This window comes from Bacteroidota bacterium (genome assembly GCA_016714535.1).
In the GTDB taxonomy this organism is placed as follows: domain Bacteria; phylum Bacteroidota; class Bacteroidia; order AKYH767-A; family OLB10; genus JADKFV01.
On the sequence record JADKDR010000019.1, the window covers coordinates 20780 to 35976 of the forward strand.

13 protein-coding genes are annotated in these 15197 nt (G+C 37.6%); 2 read left to right on the forward strand and 11 right to left on the reverse strand.

What is annotated here, in order from left to right:
- Positions 1-215 precede the first annotated feature (215 nt).
- Entirely contained in the window at positions 216-1886 is a 1671-nt protein-coding gene (locus tag IPO27_18630) for a T9SS type A sorting domain-containing protein (protein MBK8848442.1), read from the forward strand.
- A 39-nt stretch (positions 1887-1925) separates the two neighbouring features.
- On the opposite strand, the gene IPO27_18635 is transcribed toward IPO27_18630, so the two are convergent.
- The 11 genes from IPO27_18635 to IPO27_18685 all read right to left on the reverse strand — a co-directional run bounded on the left by IPO27_18635 (position 1926) and on the right by IPO27_18685 (position 13359).
- Entirely contained in the window at positions 1926-2702 is a 777-nt protein-coding gene (locus tag IPO27_18635) for a sulfite exporter TauE/SafE family protein (protein MBK8848443.1), read from the reverse strand.
- A gap of 49 nt (positions 2703-2751) precedes the next feature.
- Complete coding sequence (locus IPO27_18640; protein MBK8848444.1) at positions 2752-3858, reverse strand: T9SS type A sorting domain-containing protein; 1107 nt, start codon at positions 3856-3858, stop codon at positions 2752-2754.
- The gene (locus IPO27_18645; protein MBK8848445.1) at positions 3819-5045 is read right to left on the reverse strand and encodes a CotH kinase family protein; all 1227 of its coding nucleotides are present in this window, start codon (positions 5043-5045) and stop codon (positions 3819-3821) included. Before IPO27_18645 ends, IPO27_18640 begins: the two co-directional genes overlap by 40 nt.
- 116 nt (positions 5046-5161) lie before the next feature.
- Positions 5162-8545 carry a PAS domain S-box protein gene (locus IPO27_18650; GenBank protein MBK8848446.1) on the reverse strand — a complete coding sequence of 1128 codons (3384 nt, stop codon included), beginning with the start codon at positions 8543-8545 and terminating at the stop codon, positions 5162-5164.
- 173 nt (positions 8546-8718) lie between these two features.
- Positions 8719-9582, reverse strand: coding sequence for an EamA family transporter (locus tag IPO27_18655; protein MBK8848447.1), 864 nt, complete (start codon positions 9580-9582; stop codon positions 8719-8721).
- Between the two features lie 23 nt (positions 9583-9605).
- On the reverse strand, positions 9606-10193 hold the full coding sequence (gene maf, locus IPO27_18660) for a septum formation protein Maf (GenBank protein MBK8848448.1): 588 nt from the start codon (positions 10191-10193) through the stop codon (positions 9606-9608).
- A 6-nt stretch (positions 10194-10199) separates the two neighbouring features.
- Positions 10200-11120 carry a UbiA family prenyltransferase gene (locus IPO27_18665; GenBank protein ID MBK8848449.1) on the reverse strand — a complete coding sequence of 307 codons (921 nt, stop codon included), beginning with the start codon at positions 11118-11120 and terminating at the stop codon, positions 10200-10202.
- A complete protein-coding gene (locus IPO27_18670; GenBank protein ID MBK8848450.1) occupies positions 11120-11626 on the reverse strand; it encodes an HAD hydrolase family protein in 507 nt (168 codons plus the stop codon). Before IPO27_18670 ends, IPO27_18665 begins: the two co-directional genes overlap by 1 nt.
- A gap of 85 nt (positions 11627-11711) precedes the next feature.
- Positions 11712-12557, reverse strand: coding sequence for an ACP S-malonyltransferase (gene fabD / locus IPO27_18675; protein ID MBK8848451.1), 846 nt, complete (start codon positions 12555-12557; stop codon positions 11712-11714).
- Positions 12558-12664: 107 nt separating this feature from the next.
- Positions 12665-12988, reverse strand: a complete 324-nt coding sequence (locus IPO27_18680) for a hypothetical protein (GenBank protein ID MBK8848452.1) — start codon at positions 12986-12988, stop codon at positions 12665-12667.
- A complete protein-coding gene (locus tag IPO27_18685; protein ID MBK8848453.1) occupies positions 12976-13359 on the reverse strand; it encodes a hypothetical protein in 384 nt (127 codons plus the stop codon). Before IPO27_18685 ends, IPO27_18680 begins: the two co-directional genes overlap by 13 nt.
- Positions 13360-14389: 1030 nt before the next feature.
- Here IPO27_18685 and IPO27_18690 point away from each other — a divergent pair.
- Positions 14390-14632 (forward strand): transposase, encoded by a 243-nt coding sequence (locus IPO27_18690; GenBank protein ID MBK8848454.1) that lies wholly within the window; start codon positions 14390-14392, stop codon positions 14630-14632.
- Positions 14633-15197 lie beyond the last annotated feature (565 nt).

Consider the following 15197-nt stretch of genomic DNA (forward strand, 5'->3'; position numbering starts at 1 on the left):
TATGCATATCCGATTTATGTTGGCATAAAAATTGACTTGTTATAGTTAGCGAGTACAAGCACCCAAGGCAATACTACAAAGGATTTACAGATTTCACAGTTTACATTTCATGAATAAGAAAAAGATGCAAATTTTATTGCCTGGAGTTCTTATGTCAAATAATAAAACAACAATTATAGTGTACCTAATGTCAAACCAATTAAAACTATTTCGTTATGGATGCTTTAAAATACTCCTATCCTGCACTGCTTGTTATGCATGCTGTTTGTCGCACTTTATATTTCAGTTACGACAAAATTAAATGGATTGCTTTGCTAGCGCTATCTCTGCATTTTTGCTTTCCTGCTTTGCCACAGGCAAATTGCTCCAGCCCTTTTGTAATTGATATTTGTCCCGATTCCATCTACACACAACAAACTAATTTTGGTTTTTTAGACGATGCACCAGTAGCATGTAACAAACCGGGAGAGGATGTATGTTACCGCATTCATGCTCCCAATGGAGCATTAAAGCTTTATATTTCGGTTTATAATGCCACGCAACCTTATAGTGTTTTAGTAGAAACAGCAAACTGTGGAACCGGCCCATGTTTGGGCGGAAGCTTTCTTAGCGGAACAAGTCATATGATGTATATCGTAGCCAATGCTTTTGATTATTATATCTGGATAGATTCGCAAGGGCCAATGGGTTTTGATTTTTCGGTAGGTGCTGACACATCAACAACAATTATTAATGTTCCAAATACAAAAGGTAATTTGGGTTTTGATGCAAGTCTTTGTGCCTTGCCAATCTTTACGGCTGCAAACCCTTTTTTTCAAGTACAGTATAATGGAGTTTTTCAAACCGATCCTATGACGTTAGCACCTTTGTATATGCAAGGCTTTATGTGCGTTACTACTTTTTTTAAGAACACCACAGGTGATGAAGGCATCAAACAATTTATCTTTAAGTTTGCAAAAGGATTTACCAATGTACAATGTGCTCCCGTAACTCTGGGGTTTTATAATAAAGGTCATTGGGCAGGCACCCAAGCTGGTGACTCTTGCACATTTGATTTTGTAGATTCGGCCGGAGTAGGTCGTGGCGATTTTGATGGCAGCCCCAATTCTTGCCTTGCTTATACTTTCTGCTTTTCGCTTACACCTATCACAAACAACAAAGATTCTAGTTCGGTCAATGTATCGATGCAGTCTGATAAGTGGGGCACTCCCTATTCAGCAACGATAATGAATGGATGTTGTCCCTTGAAAAACACATTTTGTGCAGGGCAGAATTTATTAAATGGAGGTGGTGGTGGAGGTGGCTTTGCCGGTAATGCTACTTCTTTTGGGTTTGGATTTAATGATCCCGGAAGTACGTTGCCAATTACGCTTTTAAATTTTAATGTGACATTAGGAAACGAAGAAGCCCTTGTAACCTGGACCACCGCAATGGAAGATCAGAATAATTATTTTTCGATTGAGCGTTCGCGAAATTTAAAAGATTGGCAGCTTTTATCTAACGTAAAAAGCAAAGGAAGTTCATTTCAGGTGCAAACTTATTCTTTTACAGATAAGAAGCCGCTGGTTGGGACATCCTATTACCGATTGAGGCAAACCGATTTTAATGGTCACTTTACACTTAGCGAAGTGGTTAAGCTATCCAATATTAAAAACGACTTTTTTATTTACAACAATGCAACAGGGTATATAAGCATAGTTACTGGCAGCCAAAAAATTTCTTCACTAGTTTTATTCGATATGAGTGGAATGGAAGTCAAAATAGATGTAAAAGCCCTTGCAGCTTCATACGAGTTAAATATATCATCCGTGCCCTCAGGAATTTATACGTTACGCTTAGTACTTGAAGATGGAAGCGTAGAATTTGCCAAACTTATTAATTTGTAATACGATTACTTCTTATATGAACTAATGCATGTTTTATTTCTAAAAGTATGATTTAAAAACATCGTACCCGAAGCGGGCAATAACTAATACGATTACCAAAAAAAGTATTTGCCTGATAAATTTATTTCCACGTAGCACACTCATCTTGCTTCCCCAGTAGGCACCTGCAATATTGCAGGCTGTCATAGGAATTGCTATTTTCCATGTTATTTGATTATGAAATACGAACAGGAGGATGCTTGCAAAATTTGATGATAAGTTTAACGTTTTAGCTGTAGCAGAAGCCTGAAGTAAATCATGGCCACAGCAATAAACGCAAATTAGAATTAGAAAAATTCCTGTTCCCGGACCTATTAAACCATCGTAAAAGCCTACTGCAAAGGTCAATGGCAGATAGATTTTTTGCATTAACGGAGTGACTGATATTTTTTTTAATCCAAATTCTTTTTTAAAGTAAATGGTAATTGCAATTATTATCAGTACCACAAACAGCACGGGTTTAAAGATAGCTGCATTTGCTTTTTGAAGAAAATAAGTACCCAACAAAGCGCCTGTAAAGCAAAGGAGTAAAGCCGCAAGCAAATTCTTCTTATAAATGGTGGTAAGCTTATTATATTGTATTGCAGCAATGATGGTTCCCAAAAAATTTGGAAATTTATTAGTGCCAATAGTAGTTTGTAAGGGCATTTGTGGAAACGTAAAAAACAAGGCTGGTAGTTGTATGAGCCCTCCACCTCCGGCAATGGAATCAACAAAGCCCGCAACAAATGCAGCAATTAGCGGAATAATGAGTATAGCGATATCTGCGTATTCCATGTTAGCTTAATCATATTTTTCAATAATTTTTATTTACAAAAAAGTAGAATTACCTTTTCATCAAAAGCAATTTTTGCTTATATGTGCTTGATTCGATAATAATTCTTACGAAATAAATACCGTTTTCATAGTTGCTTAAATTGATGGAGAGTGAATTATTGAATTGTGTGTTAATCAAATTCTGACCGAGCGAATTTTGAATAATACAAGTAGCAGGTTTTGATGTATTAGTTAGTATGCTAAGTTGTCCCTGCGTGGGGTTCGGAAAAATTACAACCTTTAGCATTGCATTGTTTTTTATAGCTTGGGCTGATAAATTTGAGTAACCCGGAGTATTTATAGGTTGCACCACAACAGGCAACGTGCCATCGGGATAATAGCCAAGACTTTGATTTGCGGGCATGTTGCCAAACGAAACAGAATCAAGTAGGTTATAGGTCTTGCCATTAAATTCGCTTAATATTATTTGTTCGCCTGCAGCATTTAATTTGAATGAAGCATGATTTACTCCTTCTTTTTTTTCATCATCGGCCCAGCATAATAAAAATTTGTTCGATTCAATCAAAGTGTCACCAAGATTCCATTTGTTCAGATTTGAAAAGTCATCGCTCGCATAAATGGTGTGTGTATGTTGCAAAGAACCATTATTAAAAATTTCAAAATAGTCATCATAATCACCGGTGTTGTCTTGAACAACGTTTGTGTTTTCTGCACACCATTCATTTAGATACAAGGCGGGAAGATTGGTAACGATTATCTTATTATAACCGCTACGTGGCTCCCTGCCAGTAGCCATAAGCACGTCAGTGCTTTCTATATAATAGTATATAGTGTCAGTTACATTTTGGGGCGGTAATACCAATCCATAGATGCCATCGCCTGCATTTTCATCCCCATGCTGTCCATCATCGTACATGGGTGCTGGCACAAATAGACCATTCCAGTTTACTTTAAAAAACAAATTTACCTGAAGAGCATTGTCTTCATCCTCTACCCAAGTTCTTATTTCGATGGAGTCGCTGCCATGTGGCGAAAGCGGTAAAATCCGGGTATCACTAAACATGGGTGATATATTATTTAGTTGCAATTGTTGCAACGCAGCGTTGTTTCGGGTATTTATAAAATCATAAATGCCATAGGGTACATGGCCGCCCAAACCTTGTGTATACGAGTTTGTAAAATCGGTAGGTGTAAAACCATAGTCGAGCGGGTAGTAGGGTCATTAGTTACATAAGGTGCAATTCTGTTTTTAGTGCTATCAATAAATGGTTGCAAAATCGTTTGCGCTGTTTGTTGTTGAATGAGCTTGTTCATCAGAAACGAAAACCGATCGCGGTAATCCTGATATGCAAGTAGCTTAGTTACCAATGGGCGATTGTTTGCATCGGTGTGCCAGTTGTAAATATCTCGTACACCCCAATCAATGCCAAACCAATCAATGCCATAAGTATTGTCGGTATCATAAGGCATAAAATCTATTTTACCTGTATGTGGATTTTCATATAGATAGTAGTTGTTGTTATTGCCACCATAGTTGTCCCAGTTGCTGGTCAGAATATCCAGCGCATAACAGCGGAGAAATCCGTTTACATTAAATAATTCTTCGAGCGAATCGCGATGATAAGGCAACAGGTTTGAATTGAGTGTGCTAATAAATTTTGCAAGCCCCTCATAATTGTCCTTTGCAAGATTGTTTTTTAACTCATACACTCTTCGGCCTCCAAATTGAAGTTTATAAGAGTTAGGGTTAATATTAATATAATTGAGGTTTGCAGGGTAAAGACATTTGTAGATGTTGCCATAATTAAAAATATAGCGCGATTGAATAAACTCTTCATCCAGGTGTTCAACATTAAGATATAACCCGCGGTAGTTGCCATTTATATACAGCTCGATGTGATTACTACGTGGTGCCGGAATTCTTGCAGCTGCAGCCGTGTGCCAATATAAGTGCGCGCGTATTATGCTTGGGTCATTATGTTCTCCATTTAAATTTAGTTTTTCTACACCGTCATATTTGCGTCCACTTACAAAGGTATTGAAGGATATTTTGAACGATTTTTTTGCAGCATTTTGCGAAGTGTTCCCACGTAATCGAATTCCAACAAGGGTAATCGAATCATTATATATGCCATCATTAAAAATAAAAGTAGCCGGATATTCATATTCACTAAATGTGTTTGCAAGCATAGCTATTAGCGAGTCATTATCCATTATAATATCGATACGCGGCACTAACTGTTGGTTGTAAAGTTTAGAGAATGGAGGGTAATTAGGCTGCCCCATTATGTCTGACCATAGAAAAGTGCTAGCCAATAAAAGTAAAAACCTATGAGCATTCATACAGCAAAAGTATTTTTTAAAACGTAAAGTAGGTAATTATAATTGTTTTAGCTTAAGGCTTGGGTTATCTTCTTGTTACAATAATTTAGGTGCTGAAAAAAAAGGAGTAGCCTGGCTTAATTAACTTTCGAAAAATCAATCTTAAACGAAGTTCCATTAGCCGATTCTAATTCGATTTTACCTTCAAGTTGTTCGCACAAGGCTTGAATAAGCTGCATACCTAATGATTCACTGGTTTCTATCGAGAAAGAAGGGGGAAGTCCTATTCCATTGTCATTAACTTCGAGGCTATATTTACTTGGACTGATTTGATTAAAACTAATTTGTATTTCGGGGTTGATGCTATTGCTGTTAAAGGCATGGTTAAAACAGTTGGAAAGAACTTCGTTCAATATGAGCCCACATGGCACTGCTGTATCAATATCCAACGCGCTATTATCTCCACTGATGGTTATTTTTGGTTTTGGAGTAAGCGCATTAAATGTGATAGATAAATTATCGGCAAGACGTTGTATATAATCCTTAAAATCAATTTTAGATAAGCCTTCGCTTTGGTAAAACTTTTCATGAATTAGCGCCATCGACTTTATGCGGTGTTGTCCATCCTGCAACACTTTAGATGAGTTTTCATCTTGTACATAGTAGCTTTGCAGGTTGAATAAGCTGATAATAATCTGAAGATTATTTTTTACCCGGTGATGTATTTCGCGCAATAAAAGATCCCTTTCTTTTATATTTTCTTTTAAGCGGTCTTCCATTGTTTTGCGCTCGGTTATATCTGTATCAATTACTACTACCTTTTGTAACTCGGTATGTGTATTGTGGTCGAAGATTGGTGTAAGCGTAGTGCTGGCCCAAACCATTCTTCCTTCTTTATGCCTGATGCGCGATTCATAAACCACCGATTTTTGGCCATCTATAGCTTCTCTTAAAATGGACTCAATATTCTCATTATAGGTAAGTTGTTTAATGTTAGCACCACGTAATTGTATGATTTCTTCAGGCAAAAATCCGGTGAGATGTGTAAATCCTTGATTGGCATATTCAAGGTTAAGGTCTTCGTCAAATATTAAAACGGCATTTTCAGTTTCCTTAGCCACAAGGCTAAGTTTTTCAAGTTCTGCATTTGATTTTTTCAATTCACGAGTTCGGTCTTGAACTACTCGGGCAAGCTGCCTTTTGGCATTTAGCAAACTTCGTGTTCGCCACCAGTAAAGCATGTACACCAGGCCGCCAATAATGCCAGCATAAATCGCATATGCCCAAGCTGCTTGCCACCATGGGTGCACAATGCAAAAGGCCACCGTTTGTGGCTCGGTAAAGGTACGGCCATTGGTGGTAGCGCGCACCATAAATACATAGTCGCCCGGAGGTAGGTTAGGATAATATGCCAGATTAATTCTTGTTAGCGGAAGCCAGTCTTTATCAAGTCCTTGCAGTTGATACTGATACTGTATATCGTCAGGAGAGGTAAAGTACACTGCTTTAAATGTAAAACTTACATGATTTTGATCGTATTTTAGGTTTGGATTTTTCGGAATTTCTGATTGTTCGTTCAAGGCAAAACCATTTGCTTCCCAATCAAAATCCATTAGGAAAAGATCCATTTTTTCAATATATAAAATAGGCTCGTGCACAGGTGTTGCGGTCATTCCTTTGCGATAGAGCATAATACCATTGTCGGTTGCAAACCATATTTTGCCATTGTTGGTTTCGCATGCGTAGTTACTCTCAAAGCCTTCGTAACCTGTGCTCCGGTTAAATGATTCTATTCTATATTCTGTATCCGAAGCTTTTTTTGATAATTTGTCAATGCCCATGTTGGTGCACAACCAGATATTGTTTTCGTTGTCGCCCATAGCAAAATTGATATGATTGCTGCTAAGACCATCAAGATTTCTAAGGTGCTGTATTGGCGTGGACGAGTTGGTTAAATCATAAATGTATAAGCCAAAATCAAAAGTTGATATAAGCAATTTGCCATCTTTTGTTTCATTTATACCTGAGATGGGACCTGTATTCAGATTCAGTTTCTTATTAAAGTTTATGGCTTGTCGGTTTTCAAGAAAATAAAGTCCCCGCATGGTACCAATCCAAATAGTGCCCTTGCTGTCGCAAAATAATTTTCGGGTTTTATTTTCGTTTAACCCTGATTTAAAATTTATATTTTTTAATGTGTCTTTTTGTTGTATAAATACTCCTTTATCTGTAGCAAAGTACAAATCGTTATCATGGTCTTTTGCTATAGCATGTACCACATTTCTCGAAATGCCTGCAAATGGAAAATCAATTTGGCCGGTGTTCAAATCAAACCTGGATACTCCATTGGTAGCTCCAATGTATATGTATTTGCTGCTGTCGGCCATGGCACACCATGGCGAGCTTTTAATACTGTTTTCGGCAAGTAGCACTTTTGTTGCGTTGTCGCTTACCTCCATAATTCCACCGCTGTAGCTGATAGCATAGATGCTTGTATCGGTAGCTTTATAGGTTGCCAAAATCTTGTTTGATGTAAGCCCTTGTGTGGTGGTGATGATGTTGAAGATGTTATGGCGCAGTTTTGCAAGTCCGTTCTGTGTAGCCACCCATATATTTCCTTCACGATCATTACACATGGATAGAGCATAATTGCTGGGCAAGCCATTTGCAGTGGAATAATTTTTTCGCATGCCTGCCTGAAACCGTATTAATCCATAACCATTAAATGTAGCCCAAAGGGCTCCATCATTTCCTCTTATTATGCTGCTTGCCGGTTTGCGTTCTATATCGGATTGCTCCGTTTCTTCATTGTAAATAATTTCGAATCTGTTGCCATCCATTCTGTAAATTCTGCCGTTGCTGCCAAAGGTTATTTTATCTTTTTCGGCTAAAAAGGAAGTAATTGCAACAGTATCTAATAGCTCCTGATTCAACTTTTTGATAATTCCTGATTCCAGATAAACCAAGCCATTGGAAGTGCCTATTAGAAGACGATTCTTTAATGTATCGTAGCACAGCGATAAAATGTTATTAGATGGTAATCCATTGGTTTGAGTAAATGTTGAAAATTTATTGCCATCGAATTTATTTAATCCTTCATCGCAACCAATCCAGATATGCCCATTCTTGTCAGTTGCCAGGCTAGTGATATTATCACTGCTAAGGCCATTGTCAGTATTAAATACAGAAATCTTATTTCCGGTTAACCTGCATAAACCCTGACGGGTGGTGCCAAACCAAAGGTTTTGGTTCCTGTCTTCTATTATTGCTGCTACCGGATTGTTAGATAGTAGCGCATGTTGCCGGTACATGTGAAAACCGTTGCCATCATTATAGGCCAGTCCATTCATAGTGCCTAGCCACAGCCTACCATGTGAATCTTGAAATACCTTAAGTATATGATTGCTTGGCAACCCACTACTTATACCATAGGTGGATGTGGCCATATTTTGGCCACTCGCTTGCTCTGTAACAAGTGTACATGCTAGTGCGCATGCACATGCAAATAAAAACTTATTCAATAATTTATATACAGCAATTAAACTCACAAATTGGTCTGAAAGAATAGGGTAAGACCATTGCAAGTATAATAATATTCTAAGTGCCCTTCGCAAATTTATTGCCAAAGCAATAAATATTAAAGCCAATGCACCGAAAGCTCATTTGGAGGTTAATGAAAATGAAACAATATACCCTATTTCGCATATTTTCTTGCTCGATACTGGTAGATGCTATAGACAAAGACAGTAACAAGTATTAAGGCAGCCCCAAGATAAAATTCTGCATTTAACTCCTTGTTTTCTTTCAATATAAAAATAGCAAGTATGATGGTATATACCGGTTCCAGATTTAAACTCAGATTTATAATGTAAACGCTTAAATGCTGAAGTGCATACATAGATAGTGTAAACGCAATGGTCGTGCAGAAAATGGCAAGTAAGAAGAGGTAAAAAATATCCATACTTTCAGGTATTTGAAGCACAAAGTTGCCCGCAAATAAGTAAAATGGCAGGAGCACGCATAGGAACAAAAAGCCTCCGCTTAGCTCGTAAAAGGTGGCAGTTTCAGGATGAATATGGGGGATGATTTTTTTATTAAGCACGCTGAAAAGCGCAGCAAGAAAAGTGCTTATAAGTGCCACTATGATTCCTGTCAAAAACATTTCCTGGGCCTTGGTGATGAGCCATATTCCAAAAATAATAATGGCCCCTAGTATGATTTCAACCAAAGAGAATTTTTTTTCAGTCATAAGAGGCTCAAGCAGTGCTGTAAACAAACTTAAGCTTGCAAACACGCTTAACGTTACAGATGCATTCGAAAATTTTATGGCGGCATAAAACAAAACCCAGTGCAAGGCTATAATGCTGCCAATGCCGCTTAGTTTTAGAAAGTCTTTTTTTGATACCGAAAAACTTTTCTTCGTAAACCAGATATAGGCGGCTATCCCCATGCTGCTTAGCAGCATGCGATACCACACCAATTGTCCATAATCAAGCGTTATGAGTTTACCGAATATACCTGTAAAACCCCAAAGGAAAATTGCAATGTGAATGTACAAGTAAGATCTTTTTACTTCAGGGGTCATACAGTAATTTGCTTAAGCGCATCATACACCCTGCACGAAGGTAGCCCCATTATGTTATGATAACTGCCAATAATTTTTTCTATAGCTACACTGCCAATCCAATCTTGTACACCATATGCACCGGCTTTATCAAAAGGTTTACAGGTATCGATATAAAAATTAATTTCGCTTTCGGTCAATGGTTTAAAGTAAACACTACTGATATCTGTAAACGAAATTTCGTGGTTGCCACAGCGTATACAAACTCCGGTATAAACAAGATGCATGTTGCCTGAAAGGCTTTTCAATATTTCTAATGCATGAGGTTTACCATTGGGTTTACCAATAAGGGTATTGTTAAGACAAACTACCGTATCAGCTGTTATTATGACGTGATCGGGTAAGAATAAATCAGTAAAGGCGGCCATTTTTTTACGTGCAATAACTTCGGCTGCTTCGTTTGCAGGAATGTTATCATCAATCGTTTCATCAATTTCCCTTACCAATACCGAAAAGGGAATATGCATGGATGCTAGTATTTCCTTTCTGCGGGGCGATTGTGAGCCCAGGATTATTTTGTAATTCTTTAATTTTTCAATCAACATGATGAATTATTTTCCTGTAAAATAAAAAACAACAATTGCCCCTAATCCTGCAAGCATAATGTACTTAAGCCATACAGCAGGAAATTTATAATGGCTTGCCGAAACCGCTTTTATTAGTTTTATACAAACTAACAGGATTGGAATTATTAAAAACAAAATTTCATAACCAACATTAATAAAGTCTGATTTAGTGTTGATGCCCAATTTTATTTGTAAGTATATGATATACACAATAAGTCCCAATACACAGAGTAATAAAACCAAAGACAGCCAGCGCACAGCAACTAATCCATAAGCAACTGCAATGGTGTTTATTTTTGCTGCATTATCACCCTCATAGTCTTCGCAACATTTTACGATTTCTCGGACTAGTGTAATCAGAAATGCAAATAAGGTAAATATACCTATGGTAGTCATCAGGTCGCTTATCAACAAGGTATTCAGATTATAAAGCATTGGTATAAAAATGCTAAGAGCAATAACCGATGAAACAACTAAATTGCCTAGCAATGGAATTCCTTTTAATCGGTATGAATACGCGTATAACAACAAAGCAATAATTAATAACATAATCATGATGCCATAATACCTGTATACCACAGCCGGTATGCTTCCAATAATGATTGCGGTAGCTGTTAGGGTAAGATAAAAATTAAAAGCACGGTCTTCAGATATGTGTTTGTTAATGATAACTTTAGATGGATGATTAATGTTGTCGCACGCTACATCTGTTATATCGTTTATTACATTGGCTGCTGCACCCATGCATGCACAAGAGAGCACATAGCAAATCACTATCCATGTGGCAGTAGCGGGTAATTGATGTGCGCTTAAGAATGGATTAATAAGAAAATATTGCACCAGCAATTGTGCTATGCCGGCCATTAATACATTCTTGTAGCGTATAAGCCTGAGAAAGTAGATCATTATTCCCAGTTATTATGAAGGCGGAGGGTTTGTTCAATCACATCGCGCACGCAGCCCATACCTCCTGCAAGTTGCGATTGATAAATACATAATTCAGTTACCTGCGCCACCGCATCGGCCGGGCATGCAGCAATGCCGCACCATTCCATCATACCTATATCGGGCATGTCATCGCCCATACATAAAATTTGGTGCGATTCTATTTGTAACGGTGTTACTATGCTTTGTAAAGTTTTTAATTTATTTTGTACTCCGAAAAATAGTTTTGTGATACCTAAATTTTTTAATCGTAATGGAACACCGGGTGCATTTGCGCCCGAAATAATAATTACCTCATAGCCTTTTTTTATAGCAAGTTGAAGTGCATAGCCATCTTTGATGTTCATGCTGCGAAGCAGCATGCCCTCTTCTGTTACAAGCAGTTGCCCATTGGTAAGTACTCCATCAACATCAAATACGAATGTTGTAATGTTGGATAAAAGTGATTTAAAATTTTTCATAGTCAACCATCATAGTGGGTAATAAGTTTGTGATTAATATAAAAATTATATTCAGCCAAACATGATCAATTTCATTTTAGCAAAAGCCATTTTATACGATTGCCGCATTTTTATCAATTTTTTTAATCAAACCTTGCAATACTTTGCCCGGGCCTGTTTCGGTAAAGGAAGTAGCACCATCAGCAATCATTTGCTGAACACTTTGTGTCCATCTAACCGGTGCGGTAAGTTGTGCCACTAGGTTTGCTTTTATTTCAGTCGCATCTGTATGCGGCTTTCCATTTACATTTTGATATACGGGGCATACAGGGGTAGAAAATTCAGTAGCATCAATTGCAGCTGCAAGGCGTGCACGTGCAGGTTCCATCAAAGGTGAATGAAAGGCGCCACCCACTACAAGTTTTAAGGCACGTTTGGCACCGGCAGCACTCATGCGTGTGCATGCTTCGTCTATAGCTGTAATGCTTCCCGATATTACCAACTGCCCCGGGCAGTTGTAGTTTGCACACACTACGATGCCATCTATTTCTTGGCAAATGGACTCGACCACTGCATCGTCAAGACCAAGAATTGCTGCCATTGTGCCGGGTATTTGTTCGCATGCAGCCTGCATAGCAAGCGCGCGTTCAAGCACCAGTTTGGTGCCGCTTTCAAAACTTAATGCCTTGTTTGCTACAAGTGCCGAAAATTCTCCCAGCGAATGCCCCGCAACCATATCCGGATTGAAGTCGCTACCTAATACGCGAGCAGCAATTACCGAGTGTAAAAATATGGATGGCTGTGTAACTTTAGTTTGTCGTAGTTCTTCATCGCTGCCGGTAAACATAATATCAGTAATTCTGAATCCTAACAGTTCATTACCTTGCTCAAACATTTCTTTTGCTAGTGCATTGCTTTCATATAATTCTTTGCCCATGCCTGCAAACTGAGATCCCATGTCCGGGAAATACAAATGCCTTCACAAATACTTATTTTTGATTTTGTTGCGCAATAGTAAATAATATTGAGTAATGTTTTAAAAACTTGCTATTTATTCATGGGGCATTACTCCATGGGTTTTATCTCATGGCAGTCCCTATAGTGCACGCTGCCAAAGTCTTCAACTGTGCCATTGCGATACCATTGGTAATCGTTGGTGCCTTGGGGATTAGTTACCGAAATGTTGAAGTTACTGCCACCGCAAATAGTAATAGTACCGGATTGTGATAGCGTAACAGGTGAAGGTATTGCATTTACTGTAACAGTAGTTGGTGCCGAAAAGGCCGTGCAATTGCTATTACTAATTTCAACAGTGTAGTTGCCTGACGCAGTTGCACTATCACTTGGGTTATTAGAATTTGGAATTACGATCCCATCTATTTTACACATTTATGTATTTCCATTGCCTGGATTGGTTTGCAAAATAGCAGTTTGACCCTGACATATTGTTTTTTAGCCGCGGTGATAACTGTATTGATAGGGCAATCAAATGAAGATCCACTGTTTAAAATCTCTAGTGTAGATGATTTTTCTACATGTGCTATCTCTTCAATTTGTGAAGCTTCCCAGGCATTGTTAAGGGTATAAGTAAAATTAAAGGAACTGTAAGCACCTGCAGCAGGTAATGTAATTATCTGTCTTGTATAATTATTATTTAAAGGAAATTGTGCACGTAACACATCATGGAAAACTTTTTCTCCATTGGAGCCAGGTGCTGTGCTGTAGGTTATTTCACGTTCAATTACAGCTAGTTGTAACACATGACCCGAACCTAAACTGGCAGTGCTGGCATTTTCTTAAAGTACAAATTTAATTCTTAAATTAGAATCTCCTATTACCGAAATCCAAGTCGAGAATAGGCAAGTCCCCCTGTGGGCAGGGCTGTTTCATTCTAAATTATACACAATGAAGTATTGATAAAAAAGCTTGACAGGCTGATGTTTCAAACAAAAGCGGCAGTAAGATTAAAGTCAAATTCAAGGCAATGAAAAAGACACATTCTCTTACTGCGCTGCTTTCAAAAGTCAAAGAAAAGGGAGAAAGCAAGGTACACGACACTCGTTTGAAAATATTTATGTTATCGTTATTCTTTCAACTATGAATGGGTACATAGGTTATCGAGGATGGAGGATTTTATGATTCGATTTAAAACGGAATTGGAATCCGTTTTAAAATCGCCAACACATGGATTACCATCTTATTCTTCCATTAGACGAGTTATGCAACACACTCATTTTAACATTGTTTCGAGCATATTCAACCGATGGATAAGGTCACAAGTTAAATTAAAAAAAGGGAGGGGGCGCATGCGGATGGTAAGGGTATTAAGGGTACTGTTACAAACTGCGATAACAAGTATCAAAAATTTGTTTCAATAGTAAGCCTTTGGGTAAGTCGCATTGGAATAACAATCGCAGAGGAAACAATTAATAACAAAAAACAAAGTGAAATACAGACCTTTCAAAAGTTGATACAAGAAATTGCTATAAGTGGTCTAATCATTACGGCTGATGCCATTCATTGTCAAAAAAACTGCAAGCCAAATCATCAAATCTAAAAATGACTATGTATTAAAAATAAAAAGAATCAGTCAAAATTATTAGAACAAGCGCAGCATATTAGACGCCATCATAAAGCTCAAAGTACATTTAGCAAATCAGAAAAGAACAGAGGCAGAAAGGAAACAAGAATCATAAAAACATATCTTGTGAATGATAACCTAAAGCAAAGTTGGGAAGGAGCCAAAATGATTATATACGTTTTGCAAGACGAAGGAAACGAAAGGGAAAAATGTCCACTAACGAATCATTGTATCTGGGCAGCATAATTTTACACGCTAAACAATATGCGCTTGGCATAAGAGCCCACTGGGGAATCGAAAACTCGCTTCATTATTTAAAAGATGTTACCTTCAAAGAAGATGGATCAAAAATTAATAGCGGCAATGCACCAGAGATCATGTCATTAGTTACAAATTTAGTCATCAACGTTTTTCGCATAAATTTTGAAACCACAATAAAGAAGGCAACCTGACAAAACGCTGGTAAAATCAAGCAACAAGCACAGTTGATTTTAGAATGAAACAGCCCTGCCCCTGTCTGGGGGACAGTTGCTGACGCGAGAGTATGTTAATGACACGAGAAATATTTTTATGTTATTGGAAGGTTACTGTTGCATAAGCTGTCCGCCTGCATGGGGGACGTAAATTTGAAAAATTTTCAGAGGCTGTATTTAAAGTAATTTTTAATTTCCGCTTAAACACGAACTGCTTTTTCGAATGCATATACTAAATTAGACAAATGTTTGAAATTCATGTTTTGAATTTATTCTAAACAAATTTTTTATTTAATAAAGTGTATTTTGAAGACAATAACATAAGCACCATGATGAAAAATAGCCACATTTATAAACGTAAATTTGCAGGAAGCAAACAATTAGATTAAATTTAAAAAGGTTCGTAATCATTCATGTTGGTTGACTTTGTTTTGTTAATGATATTTGAAGTGCCAGAGTCAGCACACATCAAATATTTTCTATGCCATAATAATTATCAGTAAGATAAGTCATGCACACAATCAGGCATTAGTAATTGTCGTCT

Coding starts and splice junctions, on each gene's coding strand:
- IPO27_18630 (MBK8848442.1), top strand. CDS start 216: ATGGATGCTTTAAAATACTCCTATCCTGCACTGCTTGTTATGCATGCT.
- IPO27_18635 (MBK8848443.1), bottom strand. CDS start 2,702: ATGGAATACGCAGATATCGCTATACTCATTATTCCGCTAATTGCTGCA.
- IPO27_18645 (MBK8848445.1), bottom strand. CDS start 5,045: ATGAATGCTCATAGGTTTTTACTTTTATTGGCTAGCACTTTTCTATGG.
- maf (MBK8848448.1), bottom strand. CDS start 10,193: ATGTTGATTGAAAAATTAAAGAATTACAAAATAATCCTGGGCTCACAA.
- IPO27_18665 (MBK8848449.1), bottom strand. CDS start 11,120: ATGATCTACTTTCTCAGGCTTATACGCTACAAGAATGTATTAATGGCC.
- fabD (MBK8848451.1), bottom strand. CDS start 12,557: ATGGGATCTCAGTTTGCAGGCATGGGCAAAGAATTATATGAAAGCAAT.
- IPO27_18680 (MBK8848452.1), bottom strand. CDS start 12,988: ATGTGTAAAATAGATGGGATCGTAATTCCAAATTCTAATAACCCAAGT.
- IPO27_18690 (MBK8848454.1), top strand. CDS start 14,390: ATGTCCACTAACGAATCATTGTATCTGGGCAGCATAATTTTACACGCT.